We start from the raw sequence: 17,282 nt of genomic DNA, 5'->3' as shown, positions 1-17,282 counted from the left end.
ACACGAACGCCGTATCGAGACAGACCATGCGCCTGCTCCGCCTTTGGCCCGATGAATCGCATTTCGACTTCATGCGATTTCGCCGGCTGTCCTTCCCGCTCTCGGCGCTGATGTCGCTCGCGACCGTGGCGCTGTTCCTGACGATCGGGCTGAATTTCGGCATCGACTTCAAGGGCGGCACGCTGGTCGAGTTGCAGGCGAAATCCGGTCAGGCCGACGTCGCCACGATCCGCACCACGGCGAACGGCTTCGGGTTCGGCGAGGCCGAGGTGCAAGAGCTCGGCGGCCAGGGCAATGTGCTGGTGCGGCTGCCGCTCCAGGCCGGTGAGCAGGGCCAGACCGCAGTGATGCAGAAGGCGCACGCCGCCTTCGATAAGGATTACGACTTCCGCCGCACGGAGACCGTCGGCCCCCGCGTCTCGGGCGAACTCGTCCAGTCGGGCACCGTCGGCGTGGTGCTCTCGGTCGTCGCGGTGCTGCTCTATCTGTGGTTCCGGTTCGAGCGCGAGTTGGCGCTCGGCGCCATCGTCGGGACGCTGCACGACATCGTGCTGACCGTCGGCATCTTCATCATCACCCGCATCGAGTTCAACATGACCTCGATCGCGGCGATCCTCACGATCGTCGGTTATTCGTTGAACGAGACGGTCGTGGTGTTCGATCGGACCCGCGAGTTGATGCGCCGCTACAAGACGATTCCCACCGTCGAGCTGCTCAACCTCTCGATCAACTCGACCATGTCGCGCACGGTGATGACCTCGATCTCGTCGTCGCTGGCGCTGCTCTCGCTGGTGCTGTTCGGCGGGGAGGCGATCCACGGCTTCGCGGTGGTGATGCTCGCGGGCGTCGTGATCTGCACCTACTCGGCGATCTTCGTTTCGACTCCGTCGTTGATCTATATCGGACTCATGCTCTCGGGTGCGAAGTCGGCGCAACGCGAGAGCGGCGTGCCGCAGCCGGCCGAGTAAGGACCCGAATGGACGGGCGCCTTCACGACGGGTTCGTCCCCGGCCGCTTCGGGATCGATTCCTACGGTAATGGCGGCTTCCGCTTCGCGGATATGTCGCATCGCGGCTCGATCCTGATGCTGCCTTCGGGGATCAAGGCCTGGGACGTGACCGCACCCGGCGCGATCGACCTCGCCAGCCTGCGGCCGGTCCTCGACGAGAGCGAGCGCATCGAACTCCTGCTCGTCGGTACCGGAATCGACATCGCGCCGTTCCCCGAGCCCCTGCGGCGGCGGCTCAAGGAGGCCGGGATCGGCCTCGACGCGATGCAGACGGGCGCTGCCGCCCGGACCTACAACATCCTGCTCGGCGAAAACCGCAAGGTCGCGGCCGCCCTGATCGCGGTGGCATGACGAGGCCCGCGTGACCCGCACGGAGAGCAAGCTCGAACCCGCCGGCGAAGGCCTGGACTTCGCCTTCCGCCATTGTGAGGCGCTGGTCCGCGAGGGTGATCCGGACCGCTACCTCGCCACGCTCTTCGCGCCCGCCGCGTTCCGGCCCCATCTCTTCGCACTGGCCGCCTTCAGCCTGACCATCGCGCGCGTCCGCGATGCCGTCTCGAACCCGATGGCCGGAGAGATCCGCCTGCAATGGTGGCGCGACGCTTTGCAGGGTGAGGCGAGGGGAGATGTGAAGGCAAACCCCGTCGCCGCGGCCCTCGACGATGCCATCGTCGCACGCCGGCTCGGTCGCCAGCCCTTCGTCGACCTGATCGATGCCCGCGTCTTCGACCTCTACGAAGATCCGATGCCGCGGGTGAACGATCTCGAAGGCTATTGCGGCGAGACCGCTTCCGCCCTGATCCGCCTCGGTGGCCTCATCCTGGCCGACGGCGCCGAGCCCGGCGGTGCGGCTGCCGCCGGCCATGCCGGCGTCGCCTTCGGCGTGACGGGCCTCCTGCGCGCAATGCCGTGGCATGCCCGCAACGGACAGGTCTACCTGCCGGCCGACCTGCTCCGGCAGAACGGCGTCACCCGCGAAGACGTCGTCACCGGCCGCGGCGGCCCGGGCCTCGTGCGCAGCTGCGCCGAGTTGCGCGCGCTCGCTCGACGGCACCTCGAGGCCTACCAAGCCGCCAGCGGCACCATCGCCCCGGCCGCGCGCCCAGCCTTCCTGCCCGTCGCCCTCGTCGAGGGCTACCTCTCGGCGATGGATCGATCGAACTACGACCCGCTCAACACGATGATCGAGCTGCCACGCTGGCGGAAGGTCTGGCGGCTGTGGTGGACGGCAAGGCGGAGCTGACGGCGGCAGCACTTCATCCGCCTTGCCGGAACGTGTGTGCAACACCCTCTGAATACATGATTACACCGCGTTGAGCCGATACGCTGGCTCTGCTAGCGATATGCTTCAGGCCGGCAATAGACCGAGCCGAGGGAGGATTACCGCGTCATGCAACCCTGGAATCAGGTCTACGATCCCTTCGGGAACGCGTGGCTATCGACCATCGCGGCTTCGCTCCCCGTGATCGCCCTGCTCGCGATGATCGCGAGCGGCAAGATCAAGGCGCATATCGCCGCCGTCATCGCCCTCGTCATCGCCCTCGTCGTCGCCATTGTCGGGTTCGGCATGCCGACGGGCCTCGCCGGACGCGCCGCCATCCTCGGCATGGTCACCGGCTTCTTTCCGATCGGCTGGATCATCCTCAACGTCATTTTCCTCTACCGCCTGACGGTGGAGAAGGGCTGGTTCGCGATCCTGCAGCAATCGGTGGCCGGCATCACGTCCGACCGCCGCATCCAGTTGTTGCTCGTGGCCTTCGCCTTCGGTGCCTTCTTCGAGGGTGCCGGCGGCTTCGGCACGCCGGTCGCCGTGACCGGCGCCATCCTGATCGGCCTCGGCTTCTCGCCGCTCGCCGCCTCGGGCCTCTCGCTGATCGCCAACACCGCCCCGGTTGCCTTCGGCGCGCTCGGCGCCCCGATCCAGGGCCTCGCCTCGGTGACGGGCTACGATCCGAACATCCTCGGCGCGATGATCGGCCGCCAGCTTCCGTTCTTCTCGCTGATCGTGCCGTTCTGGCTGATCTGGGTCTTCGCGGGCTTCCGCGGCATGATCAAGGTGTGGCCGCCGATCCTGGTCACCGGCGCCTCCTTCGCGATCGCCCAGTTCGCGATCTCGAACTACGTGAACCCTTGGATCGTCGACATCGGCGCCTCGCTCTTCTCGATGGGCGCTCTGGTGCTCTTCCTGAAGTTCTGGAAGCCGGCCGAGGTTTGGACCTCTCCGGCCCTGCGTGGGAACGATCCTTCGATCGGCTACGGCGAAGCCCGCCCGGTCGCTCTCGGCGCCGGCGTCCCTGGCGACATGCCGAAGGTCCATACCGGCGACCGCACCGCCTCGCAGGGCCAGCTGTTCATGGCCTGGGTGCCGTGGATCATCCTCTCGATCGTGGTGGCGATCTGGGGGACCGGCTGGTTCAAGGCCATCGTGAACCCGATCTTCACCTGGAAATACGAGGTGCCGGGCCTTCACAACATGATCATGAAGGTGCCCCCGGTGGTGGCCAAGCCCATCCCCGAAGGCGCGGTCTTCCTGTTCACCTACATGTCCTATACGGGGACCGGCGTACTCATCGCCGCGATCATCTCGGGCCTGATCATGCGCTTCTCGCCGTGGCGCCTGATCACCGCCTACATCGAGACGATCTGGGTGCTGCGCTACTCGCTCATCACCATCTCGGCGATGCTCGCTCTGGGCGTGCTCACTCGCTACGCCGGCGTCGACGCCACGCTGGGTCTCGCCTTCGCCGGAACCGGCATCCTCTACCCGTTCTTCGGCACGCTGCTCGGCTGGCTCGGTGTGGCGCTGACGGGATCGGACACGGCCTCGAACGTGCTGTTCGGCGGCCTGCAGAGGATCACCTCGGAACAGCTCGGCCTGTCCGGCGTGCTGATGGCCGCGGCGAACTCGTCCGGGGGCGTGATGGGCAAGATGATCGACGCGCAGTCGATCGTCGTGGCCTCCACCGCCACCGGGTATTTCGGACAGGAAGGCAAGATCCTGCGCTTCGTGTTCTGGCACTCGATCGCGCTGGCCTGCCTCGTCGGCCTCCTGGTGATGCTGCAGGCCTATGTGCCGCCCTTCACGGAGATGGTGATCCACCCGGCCGTGACGGCACCTGCCGCTCACTGATCGGTCCGTCATACCCGATCCTCAGGCCGCCCCGGATGATCCGGGGCGGCCTTTTCGTTTACGCTGCAGTGGCTTTGCGCCGTCGATCCCTTCCCATGCGCCGCGGCGCGCCCACCTTGAGTCCATGGGCATTCTCTCCCGCATCTTGCGAGGCACCCGCTGGGAACGCCTCGTCCTCCCGATCATCGAGACCGAGCGCCTCGCCATCGCGCCGCTGCACGCGGACATGGCGGAGGAGGTGCGCCGCCTGACCGACGATCCCGCCGTCACCAGCGCGGTCGACTTTCTGCCCGAGCGCTTCGGATTGGCCGATGCCCGGAGTCTGATCCGGGCCGCATCGACCGGCCGTGACGTCTTCCTCGGCCTGGTCGAGCGCGAGGACCGCAGCCTCGTCGGAATCGTCGGCGCGCATCTTCGCGCGCTCGAGGCCATCGAGATCGGCTATTGGATCGGCGGCGGAGCGCGCGGTCGTGGATATGGCGGCGAGGGCGTCGGGGCCATCGTGCGAGCGTTGGCGGAAGCCTATCCGCGCCGGGCCATCGTCGCCGAGTGCCGGCCCGAGAACGTCGCCTCATGGCAGATGCTGCACAAGCTCGGCTTTCGCCCGACCGGAGACGGCGGCAAACGCCCGGGCCGCCAGCTCATGGTCTGGGATATCCGCGACGTACCTCAGGGGCGTCCGGTGGCATCCGGCATGGCGGCCTCACGGGCGGCAGCGCGGCCCGATGGAGCCCGATAGACGAGCAGCGTCGCCGCGAGACCGCAGGCGCCCCCCAGGGCCATCCAGAGGCCAGGCGCTGCCTTGTCGCCGAGTTCCTTGATGGCCCAGGTCGAGACAATCGGCGTCATGCCGCCGAAAAGCGCCGTCGCGAGCGAGTAGGCCAAGGAGAAGCCGGCCGTGCGGACTTCACCCGGCACGATCTCGGTGAGCGCCACGACCATGGCGCCGTTGTAGCTGCCGTAGAGGAACGAGAACCACAGCAGTATGCCGAGCAGCGCCGAAAAACTCGCATGGCCGGTCAGCCAGGAGAGCGCCGGGTAGGCGGTGAGCAGTGTCAACGTCGAGAAGACGAGCAGGATGGGCTTGCGGCCGATCTTGTCGGAGAGCGCTCCCATCACCGGCAGCCAGAAGAAGTTCGAGGCGGCGATGAGGAAGGTGACGATCAGGCTGTCGGTATCGCTCAGGCCCAGCACCGTCCGGCCGAAGGTCGGCGTGTAGACCGTGATCGCGTAGAAGCTGATCGTCGTCATCGCGACGAGCAGCATGCCGAGCAGAACGATCCGGCGGTTCTCCAGCAGCTTGCGCAGGCTCTCGCCGAGCTCCGGGTGATGCTTCCGTTTGGCGAAGACCTCCGTCTCCTGCAGCGAGGCGCGGATGTAGAACAGGAACGGCACCAGGAGGCAGCTCAGCAGGAACGGGATGCGCCAGCCCCAATGAGCCATCTGCTCGGGCAACAGCGCGCGGTTGAGCACGAAGCCGATGGCCGCCGCGGCCATCACCGCGACTTGCTGGCTCGCCGATTGCCAGGCGACCGTGAAGCCCTCGCGACCGGGTTTGGCCAGCTCCGCCAAATACACCGAGACGCCACCGAGCTCGGCGCCCGCCGAAAAACCCTGGAGCAGGCGCCCAGTCAGCACCAGGAGCGGGGCCGCGAGACCGAGGGTGGCGTACGATGGCACGAAGGCGATCAGGACGGTGCCCATCGCCATGATCGCCAGCGTCAGGATCAGGCCCTGACGGCGGCCGACCCGGTCGGTGAAGGCCCCGAGCACGACGGCGCCGAGGGGACGCATCAGGAAGCCCGCCCCGAAGGTGGCGAAGGTCAGCATCAGCGAGGCGAAGGCGCTCTCGGCCGGGAAGAACGCCGCGGCGATGTGGTTCGCGTAGAAGCCGAACAGGAAGAAATCGAACATCTCCAGGAAATTCCCGGAGGTGACGCGCAGGATCGCGCCGAGCGTCGATGCCGACGCCTGCCCGTGCGAAAGCCCGCTCATTCCGCGGCCACTCGCGGAGCATCGTCGCCCAGCCAGGCGGCGAGATCCGCCCGCGCCCGGTCGGTCAGGGCGCGCCGCTTCAGTGCAGCCTTTTCGGGTCCGCGCAGGCGCTTGCCGGTCTCGTTGCGCGGCGCGTGGTCGAGGGGCGGAAACAGCCCGAAATTCACGTTCATCGGTTGGAACGAACGCGGCTTGCCTGCCTCCTCCTCGGTGAGGATGTGGCCGCCGGTGATGTGCGCGATCAGCGCGCCGAGCGCCGTAGTCTGGGGCAGGGGGGCCAGCGGCGTCCCCGCACGGTCGGCGACGGCGAAGCGGCCGGCCATCAATCCAATGGCGGAGCTCTCGACATAGCCCTCGCAGCCGGTGATCTGGCCGGCGAAGCGCAGGCGCGGCGCGGCCTTCAGCCGGAGGGTCGCGTCGAGCAGGCGGGGGCTGTCGAGATAGGTGTTGCGGTGGAGGCCGCCGAGGCGCGCGAATTCGGCGTTCTCCAGGCCGGGAATCGTGCGGAAGACCCGGACCTGCTCGGCATGCTTCAGCTTCGTCTGGAAGCCGACCATGTTGTAGAGCGTGCCGAGCGCATTGTCCTGGCGGAGCTGGACAATGGCGCAGGCCTTCACGGTCGGATCATGCGGGTTGGTGAGGCCGACCGGCTTCATCGGGCCGTGGCGCAGGGTCTCCGGGCCGCGTTCGGCCATGACCTCGATCGGCAGGCAGCCGTCGAAATAGGGGGTCGAGGCCTCCCATTCCTTGAAGCTCGTCTTCTCGCCCTCGATCAGCGCCTGGATGAAGGCGTCGTATTGCTCCCGGTTCATCGGGCAGTTGAGGTAATCGGCTCCGGTGCCGCCGGGGCCGGCCTTGTCGTAGCGCGATTGGAACCAGGCCTTGTCCATGTCGATCGAGTCGCGATGCACGATCGGCGCGATGGCATCGAAGAAGGCGAGCGAATCCGCGCCGGTGACCCGGGCGATCGCATCGGCCAGGGCCGGGGAGGTGAGGGGTCCGGTGGCGACGATGGCGTCGCCCCATTCGGCGGGCGGCAGGCCGTCGACCTCCTCCCGGACGATCGTGACGTTGGGATGGCCTTCGAGCGCCGCGGTGACGGCGGCGGCGAACCCGTCCCGGTCGACCGCGAGCGCGCCGCCCGCCGGCACCTGATTGGCATCCGCCGCCCGCATGATCAGCGATCCGAGCGTGCGCATCTCCTGATGCAGCAGGCCGACGGCGTTGCCGTTGGCGTCGTCCGAACGGAACGAGTTCGAGCAGACGAGCTCGGCAAGATCCTGGGACTGGTGCGCGTCGGTGGCGCGCACGGGCCGCATCTCGTGCAGCACGACGCGATGGCCGCCCTCGGCGATCTGCCAGGCCGCCTCCGAGCCCGCGAGCCCGCCGCCGACGATGTGGATGGGATCAATTCCGGTCATGCGCCGGAATAGCGGATCGCCCCCTCGCCGATCAACGGGCGCGAAGAGGCAGCATCCGCCGCCGGCGCATTCGGCGATCTCTTCGCAGACGGTCCCACATCGTTATGCGCTTTCGACTCATGGCGGTGATGGACGATCAGGCTTGATCTTGTCTCGCCTGGGCAAGTTTTTCGGGTCGCAGCCAAGCGGACAGTCTTCGAAGCACCATCCATCTGTGATCAGGGTCACGGAAGGCCAGAAGCGATGTCTCCATGAGTCTGAAGCCTCTGGCGTGCAGAGGTGACAGCTTGGGAGCGGCTCATGACCCGCGTGGCGGCGATGATGTACGGCCTCTTTGCCTACCTGATTTTCTCGGTGACATTTCTCTATGCTGTCGGCTTCACTGGCGGCATCCTCGTACCGAAGGGCATCGACGACGGACTCCCCGATCTACCTTGGCCCGCGGCCATGGTCGCCAATCTTGGGCTGCTGAGCCTTTTCGCTGTCCAGCACAGCGTCATGGCGCGACCTGGTTTCAAGACATGGTGGACCAAGTACGTGCCGCAGCCCATCGAGCGGAGCACCTATGTGCTGCTTGCGAGCGCGGCTCTGCTGCTGCTGTTCTGGCAGTGGCAGCCTCTCACAGCATCTGTGTGGAGCATCGAAAAACCACTTATGGCTGGCGCTATAAAAGCCGCGTTTTGGCTCGGTTGGCTCATCGTGGTCACGAGCACCTTCATGATCAGCCATTTTGATCTGTTCGGGCTGAAGCAGACCTTTGCTCGTCGAACGGTCAATGCGAGTGGCGAGGCTGTCTTCAAGGCGCCGATGCTGTACCGGTATGTGCGTCACCCGATCTATGTCGGCTTCGTCATAGCCTTCTGGTCTTCTCCGGCGATGAGCGTCGGCCACTTTCTGTTCGCTGCAGTCACGACTGTTTACATACTCGTGGGCATCCAGCTCGAAGAACGAGATCTGTTGACGGTCTTCGGCGATCGCTATCGCCGCTACCGCGATGAGGTCGGTATGCTGGTGCCGCGCTTTCGGCCGGCGTCTAATCGAACCTCCGCAAAGTCTAACGCTTCGCTGGGATCGCTTGACGCCTGACAAGCACGTCAAGGGTTGAGGCGGCCTTCAACATCGGGCCGCCTTGCGTGCCATGCTCATGCTGGCGGGGCCGCCGATACAGGCGCGGAGCGGTCGCTTGTCGGCATCCAGACCACCGTCTGATCTCGTGATGTTTTCCCGAAAGTAGTCCGGCAAAAATCCGCCCCTGATGGACGCTCGCGACCGGTACCGAGCGTCGAATTTCCAGCACGAGCGCCACTCGAAGGTCTCCTCCTCGCCATCACTCGTAGCGCTATGTCGACCAGCGGCGCGGCACGGTGTTCGCTTGAGTCTGGATTGGCCGAGGAGCAAGGTACCGTCGATGACCAGGATGAGTGGCGTCCTCCTCGATCTCAGTGGCGTCGTGTTCAGCAGTGGCGCGGCGATCGGCGATGCCGTCGCGGCCGTCGCGGATTTGCGCGCCCATGGCATCGCGCTGCGTTTCGTCACCAACACCACCTCGGAGCCGCTGCGGGTGCTGCGCGAGACGCTGCAGGGCCTCGGCATCGCCGCCTCGGACGAGCACATCTTCACGCCGGCGACGGCCGCCCGCGGCCTCGTGCGTGAGCACGGCTGGTCGCCCCATTTCCTGATGAACCCCGCTCTGCTGGAGGACTTCGATCCGCCGAGCGGCGCCGATCCGGACGCGGTGATCGTCGGCGATGCGGGCCGCGCTTTCACCTTCGACGCGCTCAACGCTGCATTCCGTCTGATCGACGGCGGTGCCGCCTTCATCGCCTTGGCCCGGAACCGCACGTTTCGGGATGATGGCGCTCTGAGCCTCGATGCCGGACCCTTCGTCGCTGCGCTCGAATATGCGAGCCGCCGCGAGGCTCTCCTCATCGGCAAGCCGGCCGCCGCTTTCTACGACTCGGCCCTCGCCGATCTCGGCACGCCCGCGGCGAGCACGGTGATGATCGGAGACGACGCGGAATCCGACGTCGAGGGCGCCATGGCGGCCGGCATGGCCGGGATCCTGGTGCGCACCGGCAAGTACCGGGACGGGGACGAAACCCGGATCAAACCTGCCCCAACCGCGACGCTGGCGGATTTGCGGGAAGCAGTGGACTGGGTGCTGGAACGTCGGTGATCGTTTCCTCGTCGTCACGACGATGTGCGGACGGTCGGCCGAGGCCCGCGGAGATCATCGCCGAGATCAGTGCAGCTTCGGCCGCACGAGATAGGCGTTGCGGTCTGCCGACATCACCGACAGCGCGATCTCGGTGCCGTCGCGCTGGACGCTCAACGGCACGCGTGCGCCCGCATCGCCCAGGGCCCAGACTTGGCGAAAGAAGCCGGCGAGGTCGGTGACGGGCTCGCCCGCGACGGCCGAGAGGATGTCTCCGGCACGCAGATCCGCCGCCTGGGCGGGCGCATCGTCGACCAGCCCCATCACCACGACACCGTCCTCCGTCTCGGTGGCGTAGAGGCCCAGCCACGGGCGCGGCGGCGCATCGGTGCGTCCCTGCAGGCGCAGCTCGTCGAGGATCGGCGGCAGGAGGTCGATCGGCACGACCATGTTGATCGCCTGCGTCCGGCCGGCACCGCCCTGCTGCAATTGCAGGGAGCCGATGCCGAGGAGGTCGCCGCCCGGGCCGATCAGCGCGGTGCCGCCCCAATGCGGGTGAGCGGGCGCCGTGAACAGGGCCTCGTCCAGCAGGTACTCCCAGTAGCCCGCGAATTCCTGGCGCGCGACGAGTTCCACGGCGACGCTGTGGCCGCGGCCGCCCGCGCCCGCGACCACAGCCTTGTCTCCGATCGAGAGCGTGTCCGAACGGCCGATCTTCAGGGCCGGAAGGTCGAGCGTGCCGAGCGCCTGCACCAGACCGAGGCCCGTCGCCGCATCGAAGCCGACGACATGCGCCGGCACCGAGCGGCCGTCATGCGTCGTCAGCCATACGGACTCGGCCTCCATGATCAGGTAGCCGACGGTGAGCACCAGCCCGTCCGCGCCGATCACCACGCCATTGCCCGCCCGCTCGGTGCCGAGCGTATCGGCCGTGAAGGCTTCGGACGGCACGCGACTCGACAGAGAGACCACGGAGGTCAGCGTGCGCTCGAGATCGTAGCTGTAATCGGACGGCTTGGGCTGCACGGAGGCTGGAATCCTGAAAAGGTCTGGGACGGCCATCAGCCTCCCTCCAGTGAGATCGGCGGCTCGAGCGGGCCACGAAAAAATCGGCTTTCGCTCGAAGCCTGCTCTAACTCGTTGAAACGATCAAGGTTTCTGCGTTTCGACAGCTTCGATCGAGCCGCAGCATGATCTAGCTGGGAAAATAGGTGCCGGGGCGCCTTCCGACACCCGCTGCCGCGCGATCGTGATCCGTGGACAGCCGAGGCGTCACCCCGTGGCATCCCGGCGGCCACTCGGCTAATGATGGCTGCAACGTTCCATCGAGCGAACGGTTTGGCCAGGATTCGAAAAGCGCCATGTCACGCGACCGACAGGTGATCCCTCGTGCGTGACGACGCGACCCTGGCCCGGCTGTTGCGCGAGATCGCCGCCGGAGACCAATCCGCCCTGCGGGTGCTCTACGATCTCACCGCCCCGAAACTATTCGGGATCGTCCTGCGTATCCAACGCGACAGGAGCTTGGCCGAGGACGTGCTTCAGGACGTGTTCCTGAAGGTCTGGCAGGCGGCAGGTTCCTATGTCCCGGAGAACGGACGGCCGCTGCCATGGCTCTGCGCCATCGCACGCAACCGCGCGATCGACGGAGTGCGGCGGAAGAGCGAGGTACAGGGTCCCGTGCGTGAGGACGGCGAGGATTGGCTGGAGCAGTTGGCCGACCCGCGCTCCGGCGAAGGGGCGTTGCTCGACCGCGATGCGTTGAGAACCTGCCTCGGCCGCCTCGATGCGGTCCAGGCCGAATGTGTGATGCTGGCCTACTGCGAGGGCTGGTCCCGCGAAGAGCTGGCGCGCCGCCACGACAAGCCCGTCAACACCATCAAGACCTGGCTGCACCGCACACTCGCCAGCCTGAAGGGCTGCCTGGAGGGCGCGCGATGAGCGGCGGCCCCTTCCACAGCGACAGCGAGTTCCGCGCCGCCGAATTCGTGCTCGGCACGCTGCCCGTCGACGAGCGCGCGGCAATGGCGGCCGAACTCGGCCGAGACCCCGTGGCGATGGCGCGTGTGCGCGACTGGGAACGGCGCCTCGCGCCGCTGAGCCTCGCCGTGCCGGACGAAAATCCGCCTCCGCGCCTCTGGAGCGCGATCCAGCAGGCGCTGCCCGGACCCTCGGCCCTGACCCATCCGGCCAACGACAACCGGATCGCCGGCCTCGCGGCCCAGGTCAGGCGCTGGCGGACGGCTGCCGCCGGGACCGGGCTGATCGCGGCCGGGCTCGCCTTGTTCCTGGCTTTGGGACCACGTCCGTCCGAACCGGACGCACGGGGGCGCTACGTCGCGGTGGTCACAAGCGGGGGCGACCTGCCGGCACTGATCGTCAGCGTCGACACGGCCAGCGGCACGGCGCAGGTCCGCCCCGTCGCCGCGAAGGCGCCTGACGGCCGCAGCCTGGAACTCTGGTACATCGGAGCCGACAAGTCGCCGAAGACGCTCGGGCTCATCGGCTCCGGCGCCACCCGGATCTCGCTGCCGCCCGGCACCGGTGCCGGTGATGGCTTGATCGCCGTCTCGGTCGAGCCGCAGGGCGGCTCTCCGACCGGACAGCCGACGGGCCAAGTGGTCTATACGGGCAAGCTGATCCGAGACTGACGGCTCGGGCTACTCATCACATCCCAGAGAGCGGTTCACCCGAACCGGGCTCGTGTCGACAGATCGGGACCGTCTTTCGCCGTCGATGGCGGAGTGGGCGCCGTTCGATCTCGGCTGGGCAGCGGCAGGTGCCGGCAGTAGCGCCGCCCTTGGCCTCGACGCCTGCGGCCGCCGACATCTCCATATAGACGTTCGTCGGCACGCAACCGGACGAAGGACGTTTCGCCGACGCGCCGTGTCGGCAGCGCAAAGAAAAACCGCCCGACCCGGATGGGTCGGACGGCTCTTTGCGGTTTGACCGTCGGGGCGCCGCGGGGCGCCCCGGTTTGGATCAGTACTTGCGGACGATCGGGGCCGGAGCGGCAGCCGGGGTCGGCGAGTACAGGGGCACGATCACGCGGAACCAACCTTCGGTCACGTCGCCGTTGCCGTAGGCGCGGCTGTCGGACGCCACGTAGTGGGCGACGTAAGCCTGAGCGGTGAAGAGGCCGAAGTCGTAGCCGACGAGGCCGCCGAGGGCGAAGTAGCCGCGGTTGTTGAAGGCCGGGTTGTTCTGGTTGCCGAAGCCGTCGAAACGAGCGCCGGTGTCGAGGTTGACGGTACCGTAACCGATCAGACCGAACTCGAACTTCGCCTTGCCCTCGTTAAACAGGTCGAACTTCTTCGTGACCGTCACGTCGAGGTTGAGAGCGTCGGACGGGTTGTAGACGAACGAACGCGCAATGACGTTGGCGTTCTGGAAGCGGGCGGGCGTGTCGTAGAAGTTGTAGGTCAGGTTGCCGGTGATGTTCCAGCCGTCACCGGTGTACGAACCTGCCACGCCAAGGCGGTAGGTGTTGGAAGCGAGCTGTCCGAGAGCAGCGCCGAGCGGGTTCAGGGGCACGCCGGCATTGTTCACGAGGAGGCCGCGGCCGCCATCGAGCTCGTTCAGGTAGGCGCCGCCGAGGAAGCTGACACCGAAGTTGTTGCCGAGATCGAACGCCCAGAGACCACCGACGAAGGTGCCGACGTTGACCGAGAAGTCGCGAATGCCAGCGGCGCCGCGACCACGACCGAAGCCGAACACGGTCGGGGGAGCAACGGCGAGCTCGAGGCGACCACCGAGCGGAACCCACGGGGTCGACCACAGCAGGATCGGGATGTTGATGCCGATATCGACACCGGCGTTGGCCGGGTTGAAGTCGTTGCTGCGGTACAGGAACGTATTGACGGCGTACACGCCTTCCGGAAGCGGAGCACCGGTGGCGAGACCGACCTGCTCACCGGGAACGGTGGTGGTCTGGGCGAAAGCGGCAGTGGTCGTCATGCCGGCGGTAAGCGCGAGCGCTCCCGCGGCGATCCAGTTCTTCAACATTGTTATCATTCCTTCCCAAGGATTTCAGGCGTCCGCCCCGTAGCCCCCGAACGACTTGGTCAGTACCTCGCTTTGCTTCGCGGGTTCTGTACGGTCGCCCCGGGCGCCCCCTTACGGCCCCACCTCAAGTCTCAACGTTGGGAACTATTCTACAGTCCGATCCGGAAGGACAGAGCTTTGCCGTAAGGCTGGGCAGTTGCAGATCCACCGTTGCGCAAAAGCCGCATTTTTGCGGCAGAGCAACAGAGAGTTGCGTGGCGCACCATGGGGACGCGCCGCGACCATTCAGCCGCCGCCTCCAGCAAAATAAAACATGCCGATCAAAGCTTTGCCGCAGATTGCCCAACCAGGTAATTCGAGCAGGGGCGGCAGGATGATTGCGCAAACAACTCTGAGGGAGCCGTTTCCGCGCCCGAAGTGACGGCCGGCCGATGGCGGCTAGGTTAGCTCTTCGGACCGGCTCAGACGGCCGACCGGACCGTCCGGGACGAATCAAGCTCGGCCGTGAGTCCCGTTCGAACGTCTCGAATCGAGCTACTCGGCGGCTTGGCGGCGTTTCGGTGCCGGCGGAGCGACAGGCTTGGCCGGCCGACGAGCGAGCACGTCCCGCAGGAATCGTCCGGTATGGCTCGCCGTCGACTCGGCGATCTGCTCCGGCGTGCCCTCGGCCACGACCACGCCGCCGCCATCGCCGCCCTCAGGGCCCATGTCGATCACCCAGTCGGCGGTCTTGATGACCTCGAGGTTGTGCTCGATCACCACGACCGTGTTGCCCTGGTCGACGAGTTCGTGGAGCACCTCCATCAGCTTGGCCACGTCGTGGAAGTGCAGGCCGGTGGTGGGCTCGTCGAGGATATAGAGCGTGCGGCCCGTCGCGCGCTTCGACAGCTCCTTCGACAGCTTCACGCGCTGCGCCTCGCCGCCGGACAGCGTCGTCGCCTGCTGGCCGACATGGACGTAGTCGAGCCCGACGCGCTTCAGCGTCTCCATCTTGTCCCGGATCGCCGGCACTGCCTTGAACAGGTCGGCGGCCTCCTCGACGGTCGAGTCGAGGACGTCAGCAATCGACTTGCCGCGATACTTCACCTCCAGCGTCTCGCGATCGTAGCGCTTGCCCTTGCAGACATCGCAGGTGACGTAGACGTCGGGCAGGAAGTGCATCTCGATCTTGATGACGCCGTCGCCCGAGCAGGCCTCGCAGCGCCCGCCCTTCACGTTGAAGGAGAAGCGGCCCGGCTGGTAGCCGCGCGCCTTGGCCTCGGGCAGCCCCGCGAACCAGTCGCGGATCGGCGTGAAGGCGCCGGTATAGGTCGCCGGATTCGACCGCGGCGTGCGCCCGATCGGCGACTGGTCGATGTCGATGACCTTGTCGAGATACTCCAGCCCTTCGAGGCGCTCGAAGGGGGCCGGGTGCTCGAGCGCCCCGTTCAGCTTCTTCGCCACCGCCTTATAGAGAGTATCGATCACCAGCGTGGACTTGCCGCCGCCCGAGACGCCGGTGATGCAGGTGAAGGTGCCGAGCGGAATCGCGACGTCGACGTCCTTCAGATTGTTGCCGCGCGCGCCGAAGAGCTTGAGCAATCCCTTCTTCGCCATGCGCCGCGCGGTCGGCGTGCGCACCGACATCTGGCCGGTCAGATACTTGGCCGTCAGCGAAGCTGGGCTCTTCAGCACCTCCTGCGGGGTGCCCTGCGCGATGATCTGGCCGCCATGGATGCCGGCGCCTGGGCCGACATCGACGACGTAGTCGGCCTGCAGGATCGCGTCCTCGTCGTGTTCGACGACGATCACCGAATTCCCGAGGTCGCGCAGCCGCTTGAGCGTGCCGAGCAGCCGCTCATTGTCGCGCTGGTGCAGCCCGATGGAGGGCTCGTCGAGCACATAGAGCACGCCGGTCAGCCCAGAGCCGATCTGAGAGGCGAGGCGAATGCGCTGGCTCTCGCCACCCGAGAGCGAGCCCGAGCCGCGGCCAAGCGTGAGATATTCGAGCCCGACATCGACCAGGAAGGTCAGCCGGTCGCGGATCTCTTTCAGGATGCGGACCGCGATCTCGTTCTGCTTGTCGGTGAGCTTCGAGGAAATCTCGGAGAACCAGCGATGGGCATCGCGCACCGAGAGCGCCGTGACCTGCCCGATATCCTGCATGTCGATCTTGACCGCGAGCGCCTCGGGCTTGAGCCGCTTGCCGTCGCAGGCCTCGCAGGGAGTGGCGCTCATGTAGCGGCCGATATCCTCGCGGGCCGCGTCGCTCTCCGTCTCCTTGTAGCGCCGCTCCAGGTTCGGGATGACGCCCTCGAAAGGCTTGTTCACCGAGTAGGAGCGCAGGCCGTCGTTGTAGGCGAAGCGCACGGACTGCTTCTCGGTGCCGTAGAGGATGGCGATGCGGGCCTCCGTCGGAAGCGCCGCCCAGGGCACCGTCGTCTTGAAGTCGAAATGCTTGGCCAGCGCTTCGAGCGTCTGGTCGTAATAGGGCGATGTGGATTTCGCCCAGGGCGCTACCGCGCCGCGCTTGAGGCTGAGGGCCTCGTCGGAGATCACGAGTTCCGGGTCGATCCGCATCTCGTGGCCGATTCCGCCGCAGACCGGGCAGGCGCCGAACGGGTTGTTGAAGGAGAAGAGCCGGGGCTCGATCTCGGGTATGGTGAACCCCGAGACCGGGCAGGCGAAGCGCGACGAGAACGTGATCTTCCGAGGGGCCTCGCCCTCCGGCGCATCGGCGAACTCGATGTCGGCGATGCCGTCGGCCAGCTCCAGGGCCGTCTCGAACGACTCGGCGAGGCGGCTCGCCATGTCCTCGCGCACCACGATGCGGTCCACCACCACGTCGATGTCGTGCTTCAGCTTCTTGTCGAGCTTGGGCGCGTCGTCGATCGGGTAGTACTCGCCGTCGATGCGAAGGCGCTGAAAGCCCTTCTTCTGGTACTCCGCGATTTCCTTGCGGTACTCGCCCTTGCGCCCGCGCACCACGGGCGCCAGCAGATAAAGCCGTGTTTTTTCAGGCAGTTCGAGCACCCGGTCGACCATCTGACTGACGGTCTGGCTCTCGATCGGCAGGCCGGTGGCCGGCGAATAGGGGATGCCGACGCGCGCCCAGAGCAGGCGCATGTAGTCGTAGATCTCGGTGACGGTGCCCACCGTCGAGCGCGGGTTCTTGGACGTCGTCTTCTGCTCGATGGAGATGGCCGGCGAGAGCCCGTCGATCTGGTCGACGTCCGGCTTCGACATCATCTCCAGGAACTGCCGGGCATAGGCCGAGAGCGATTCCACGTAGCGGCGCTGGCCCTCGGCATAGATGGTGTCGAAGGCGAGCGAGGATTTGCCCGAGCCCGAGAGGCCGGTGAATACCACCAGCTTGTCGCGCGGAATCGTCAGGTCGACGTTCTTGAGATTGTGCTCGCGCGCGCCGCGCACCGAGATGACGCGCCGGTCATGCGCCGACACGCCTTCGTCGAACATCCGGTTCAGCTCTGAGTCGGATTTCTCGAAGGGCTTGGACGTCGCCTTCGCGCTGGATCTGGCGGGCACGGCTTTCGCCGGCTTGGCGGCGGATGGGGCTCTGGCCATGCA

At 66.7% G+C, this 17,282-nt stretch carries 14 protein-coding genes; 9 read left to right on the top strand and 5 right to left on the bottom strand.

The window, feature by feature from the left end:
• Positions 1–26: 26 nt before the first annotated feature.
• The 5 genes from secF to GGR33_RS24370 all read left to right on the top strand — a co-directional run bounded on the left by secF (position 27) and on the right by GGR33_RS24370 (position 4,878).
• The gene (secF, locus tag GGR33_RS24390) at positions 27–968 is read left to right on the top strand and encodes a protein translocase subunit SecF (protein WP_183513216.1); all 942 of its coding nucleotides are present in this window, start codon (positions 27–29) and stop codon (positions 966–968) included.
• 8 nt (positions 969–976) lie between these two features.
• Complete coding sequence (locus GGR33_RS24385; RefSeq protein ID WP_183513205.1) at positions 977–1,360, top strand: Mth938-like domain-containing protein; 384 nt, start codon at positions 977–979, stop codon at positions 1,358–1,360.
• Positions 1,361–1,370: 10 nt separating this feature from the next.
• Positions 1,371–2,252 (top strand): phytoene/squalene synthase family protein, encoded by an 882-nt coding sequence (locus tag GGR33_RS24380; RefSeq protein WP_183513200.1) that lies wholly within the window; start codon positions 1,371–1,373, stop codon positions 2,250–2,252.
• 147 nt (positions 2,253–2,399) lie between these two features.
• Positions 2,400–4,139 (top strand): L-lactate permease, encoded by a 1,740-nt coding sequence (locus GGR33_RS24375; protein WP_183513195.1) that lies wholly within the window; start codon positions 2,400–2,402, stop codon positions 4,137–4,139.
• A gap of 124 nt (positions 4,140–4,263) precedes the next feature.
• Positions 4,264–4,878 carry a GNAT family N-acetyltransferase gene (locus GGR33_RS24370; RefSeq protein WP_183513189.1) on the top strand — a complete coding sequence of 205 codons (615 nt, stop codon included), beginning with the start codon at positions 4,264–4,266 and terminating at the stop codon, positions 4,876–4,878.
• On the opposite strand, the gene tcuC is transcribed toward GGR33_RS24370, so the two are convergent.
• A complete protein-coding gene (tcuC, locus tag GGR33_RS24365) occupies positions 4,809–6,134 on the bottom strand; it encodes an MFS transporter (protein ID WP_183513185.1) in 1,326 nt (441 codons plus the stop codon). The two genes, GGR33_RS24370 and tcuC, sit on opposite strands and share 70 nt — an antisense overlap.
• A complete protein-coding gene (trmFO, locus tag GGR33_RS24360) occupies positions 6,131–7,555 on the bottom strand; it encodes a methylenetetrahydrofolate--tRNA-(uracil(54)-C(5))-methyltransferase (FADH(2)-oxidizing) TrmFO (protein ID WP_183513180.1) in 1,425 nt (474 codons plus the stop codon). The genes tcuC and trmFO overlap by 4 nt, the downstream gene beginning before the upstream one ends.
• A 300-nt stretch (positions 7,556–7,855) precedes the next feature.
• Here trmFO and mddA point away from each other — a divergent pair, with 300 nt between their 5' ends.
• Both mddA and GGR33_RS24350 read left to right on the top strand, forming a co-directional pair.
• Positions 7,856–8,641, top strand: a complete 786-nt coding sequence (gene mddA, locus GGR33_RS24355; RefSeq protein WP_183513169.1) for a methanethiol S-methyltransferase — start codon at positions 7,856–7,858, stop codon at positions 8,639–8,641.
• Between the two features lie 331 nt (positions 8,642–8,972).
• Positions 8,973–9,731, top strand: a complete 759-nt coding sequence (locus GGR33_RS24350) for a TIGR01458 family HAD-type hydrolase (RefSeq protein WP_306484358.1) — start codon at positions 8,973–8,975, stop codon at positions 9,729–9,731.
• 66 nt (positions 9,732–9,797) lie between these two features.
• On the opposite strand, the gene GGR33_RS24345 is transcribed toward GGR33_RS24350, so the two are convergent.
• Entirely contained in the window at positions 9,798–10,772 is a 975-nt protein-coding gene (locus GGR33_RS24345; RefSeq protein WP_183513161.1) for a S1C family serine protease, read from the bottom strand.
• Positions 10,773–11,099: 327 nt separating this feature from the next.
• Here GGR33_RS24345 and GGR33_RS24340 point away from each other — a divergent pair, with 327 nt between their 5' ends.
• Positions 11,100–11,651, top strand: a complete 552-nt coding sequence (locus GGR33_RS24340) for a sigma-70 family RNA polymerase sigma factor (RefSeq protein WP_183513155.1) — start codon at positions 11,100–11,102, stop codon at positions 11,649–11,651.
• Positions 11,648–12,361, top strand: coding sequence for an anti-sigma factor (locus GGR33_RS24335; RefSeq protein WP_183513151.1), 714 nt, complete (start codon positions 11,648–11,650; stop codon positions 12,359–12,361). The genes GGR33_RS24340 and GGR33_RS24335 overlap by 4 nt, the downstream gene beginning before the upstream one ends.
• A 331-nt stretch (positions 12,362–12,692) precedes the next feature.
• Here GGR33_RS24335 and GGR33_RS24330 read toward each other — a convergent pair whose 3' ends face one another.
• Positions 12,693–13,715 carry a transporter family protein gene (locus GGR33_RS24330; protein ID WP_183513140.1) on the bottom strand — a complete coding sequence of 341 codons (1,023 nt, stop codon included), beginning with the start codon at positions 13,713–13,715 and terminating at the stop codon, positions 12,693–12,695.
• Positions 13,716–14,249: 534 nt separating this feature from the next.
• Positions 14,250–17,279 (bottom strand): excinuclease ABC subunit UvrA, encoded by a 3,030-nt coding sequence (gene uvrA, locus GGR33_RS24325; protein WP_183513134.1) that lies wholly within the window; start codon positions 17,277–17,279, stop codon positions 14,250–14,252.
• Between the last annotated feature and the right edge of the window lie 3 nt (positions 17,280–17,282).

The organism is Methylobacterium brachythecii (assembly GCF_014196345.1).
Classification (GTDB): Bacteria; Pseudomonadota; Alphaproteobacteria; order Rhizobiales; family Beijerinckiaceae; genus Methylobacterium; species Methylobacterium brachythecii.
This window is presented reverse-complemented; position numbering and strand designations above follow the sequence as displayed.

What these genes read in the sequence shown, in the direction of transcription:
- secF (WP_183513216.1), top strand. Translation starts at nt 27, where the DNA reads ATGCGCCTGCTCCGCCTTTGGCCCGATGAATCGCATTTCGACTTCATG.
- GGR33_RS24385 (WP_183513205.1), top strand. Translation starts at nt 977, where the DNA reads ATGGACGGGCGCCTTCACGACGGGTTCGTCCCCGGCCGCTTCGGGATC.
- GGR33_RS24375 (WP_183513195.1), top strand. Translation starts at nt 2,400, where the DNA reads ATGCAACCCTGGAATCAGGTCTACGATCCCTTCGGGAACGCGTGGCTA.
- GGR33_RS24370 (WP_183513189.1), top strand. Translation starts at nt 4,264, where the DNA reads ATGGGCATTCTCTCCCGCATCTTGCGAGGCACCCGCTGGGAACGCCTC.
- tcuC (WP_183513185.1), bottom strand. Translation starts at nt 6,134, where the DNA reads ATGAGCGGGCTTTCGCACGGGCAGGCGTCGGCATCGACGCTCGGCGCG.
- trmFO (WP_183513180.1), bottom strand. Translation starts at nt 7,555, where the DNA reads ATGACCGGAATTGATCCCATCCACATCGTCGGCGGCGGGCTCGCGGGC.
- mddA (WP_183513169.1), top strand. Translation starts at nt 7,856, where the DNA reads ATGACCCGCGTGGCGGCGATGATGTACGGCCTCTTTGCCTACCTGATT.
- GGR33_RS24350 (WP_306484358.1), top strand. Translation starts at nt 8,973, where the DNA reads ATGAGTGGCGTCCTCCTCGATCTCAGTGGCGTCGTGTTCAGCAGTGGC.
- GGR33_RS24345 (WP_183513161.1), bottom strand. Translation starts at nt 10,772, where the DNA reads ATGGCCGTCCCAGACCTTTTCAGGATTCCAGCCTCCGTGCAGCCCAAG.
- GGR33_RS24335 (WP_183513151.1), top strand. Translation starts at nt 11,648, where the DNA reads ATGAGCGGCGGCCCCTTCCACAGCGACAGCGAGTTCCGCGCCGCCGAA.
- GGR33_RS24330 (WP_183513140.1), bottom strand. Translation starts at nt 13,715, where the DNA reads ATGTTGAAGAACTGGATCGCCGCGGGAGCGCTCGCGCTTACCGCCGGC.
- uvrA (WP_183513134.1), bottom strand. Translation starts at nt 17,279, where the DNA reads ATGGCCAGAGCCCCATCCGCCGCCAAGCCGGCGAAAGCCGTGCCCGCC.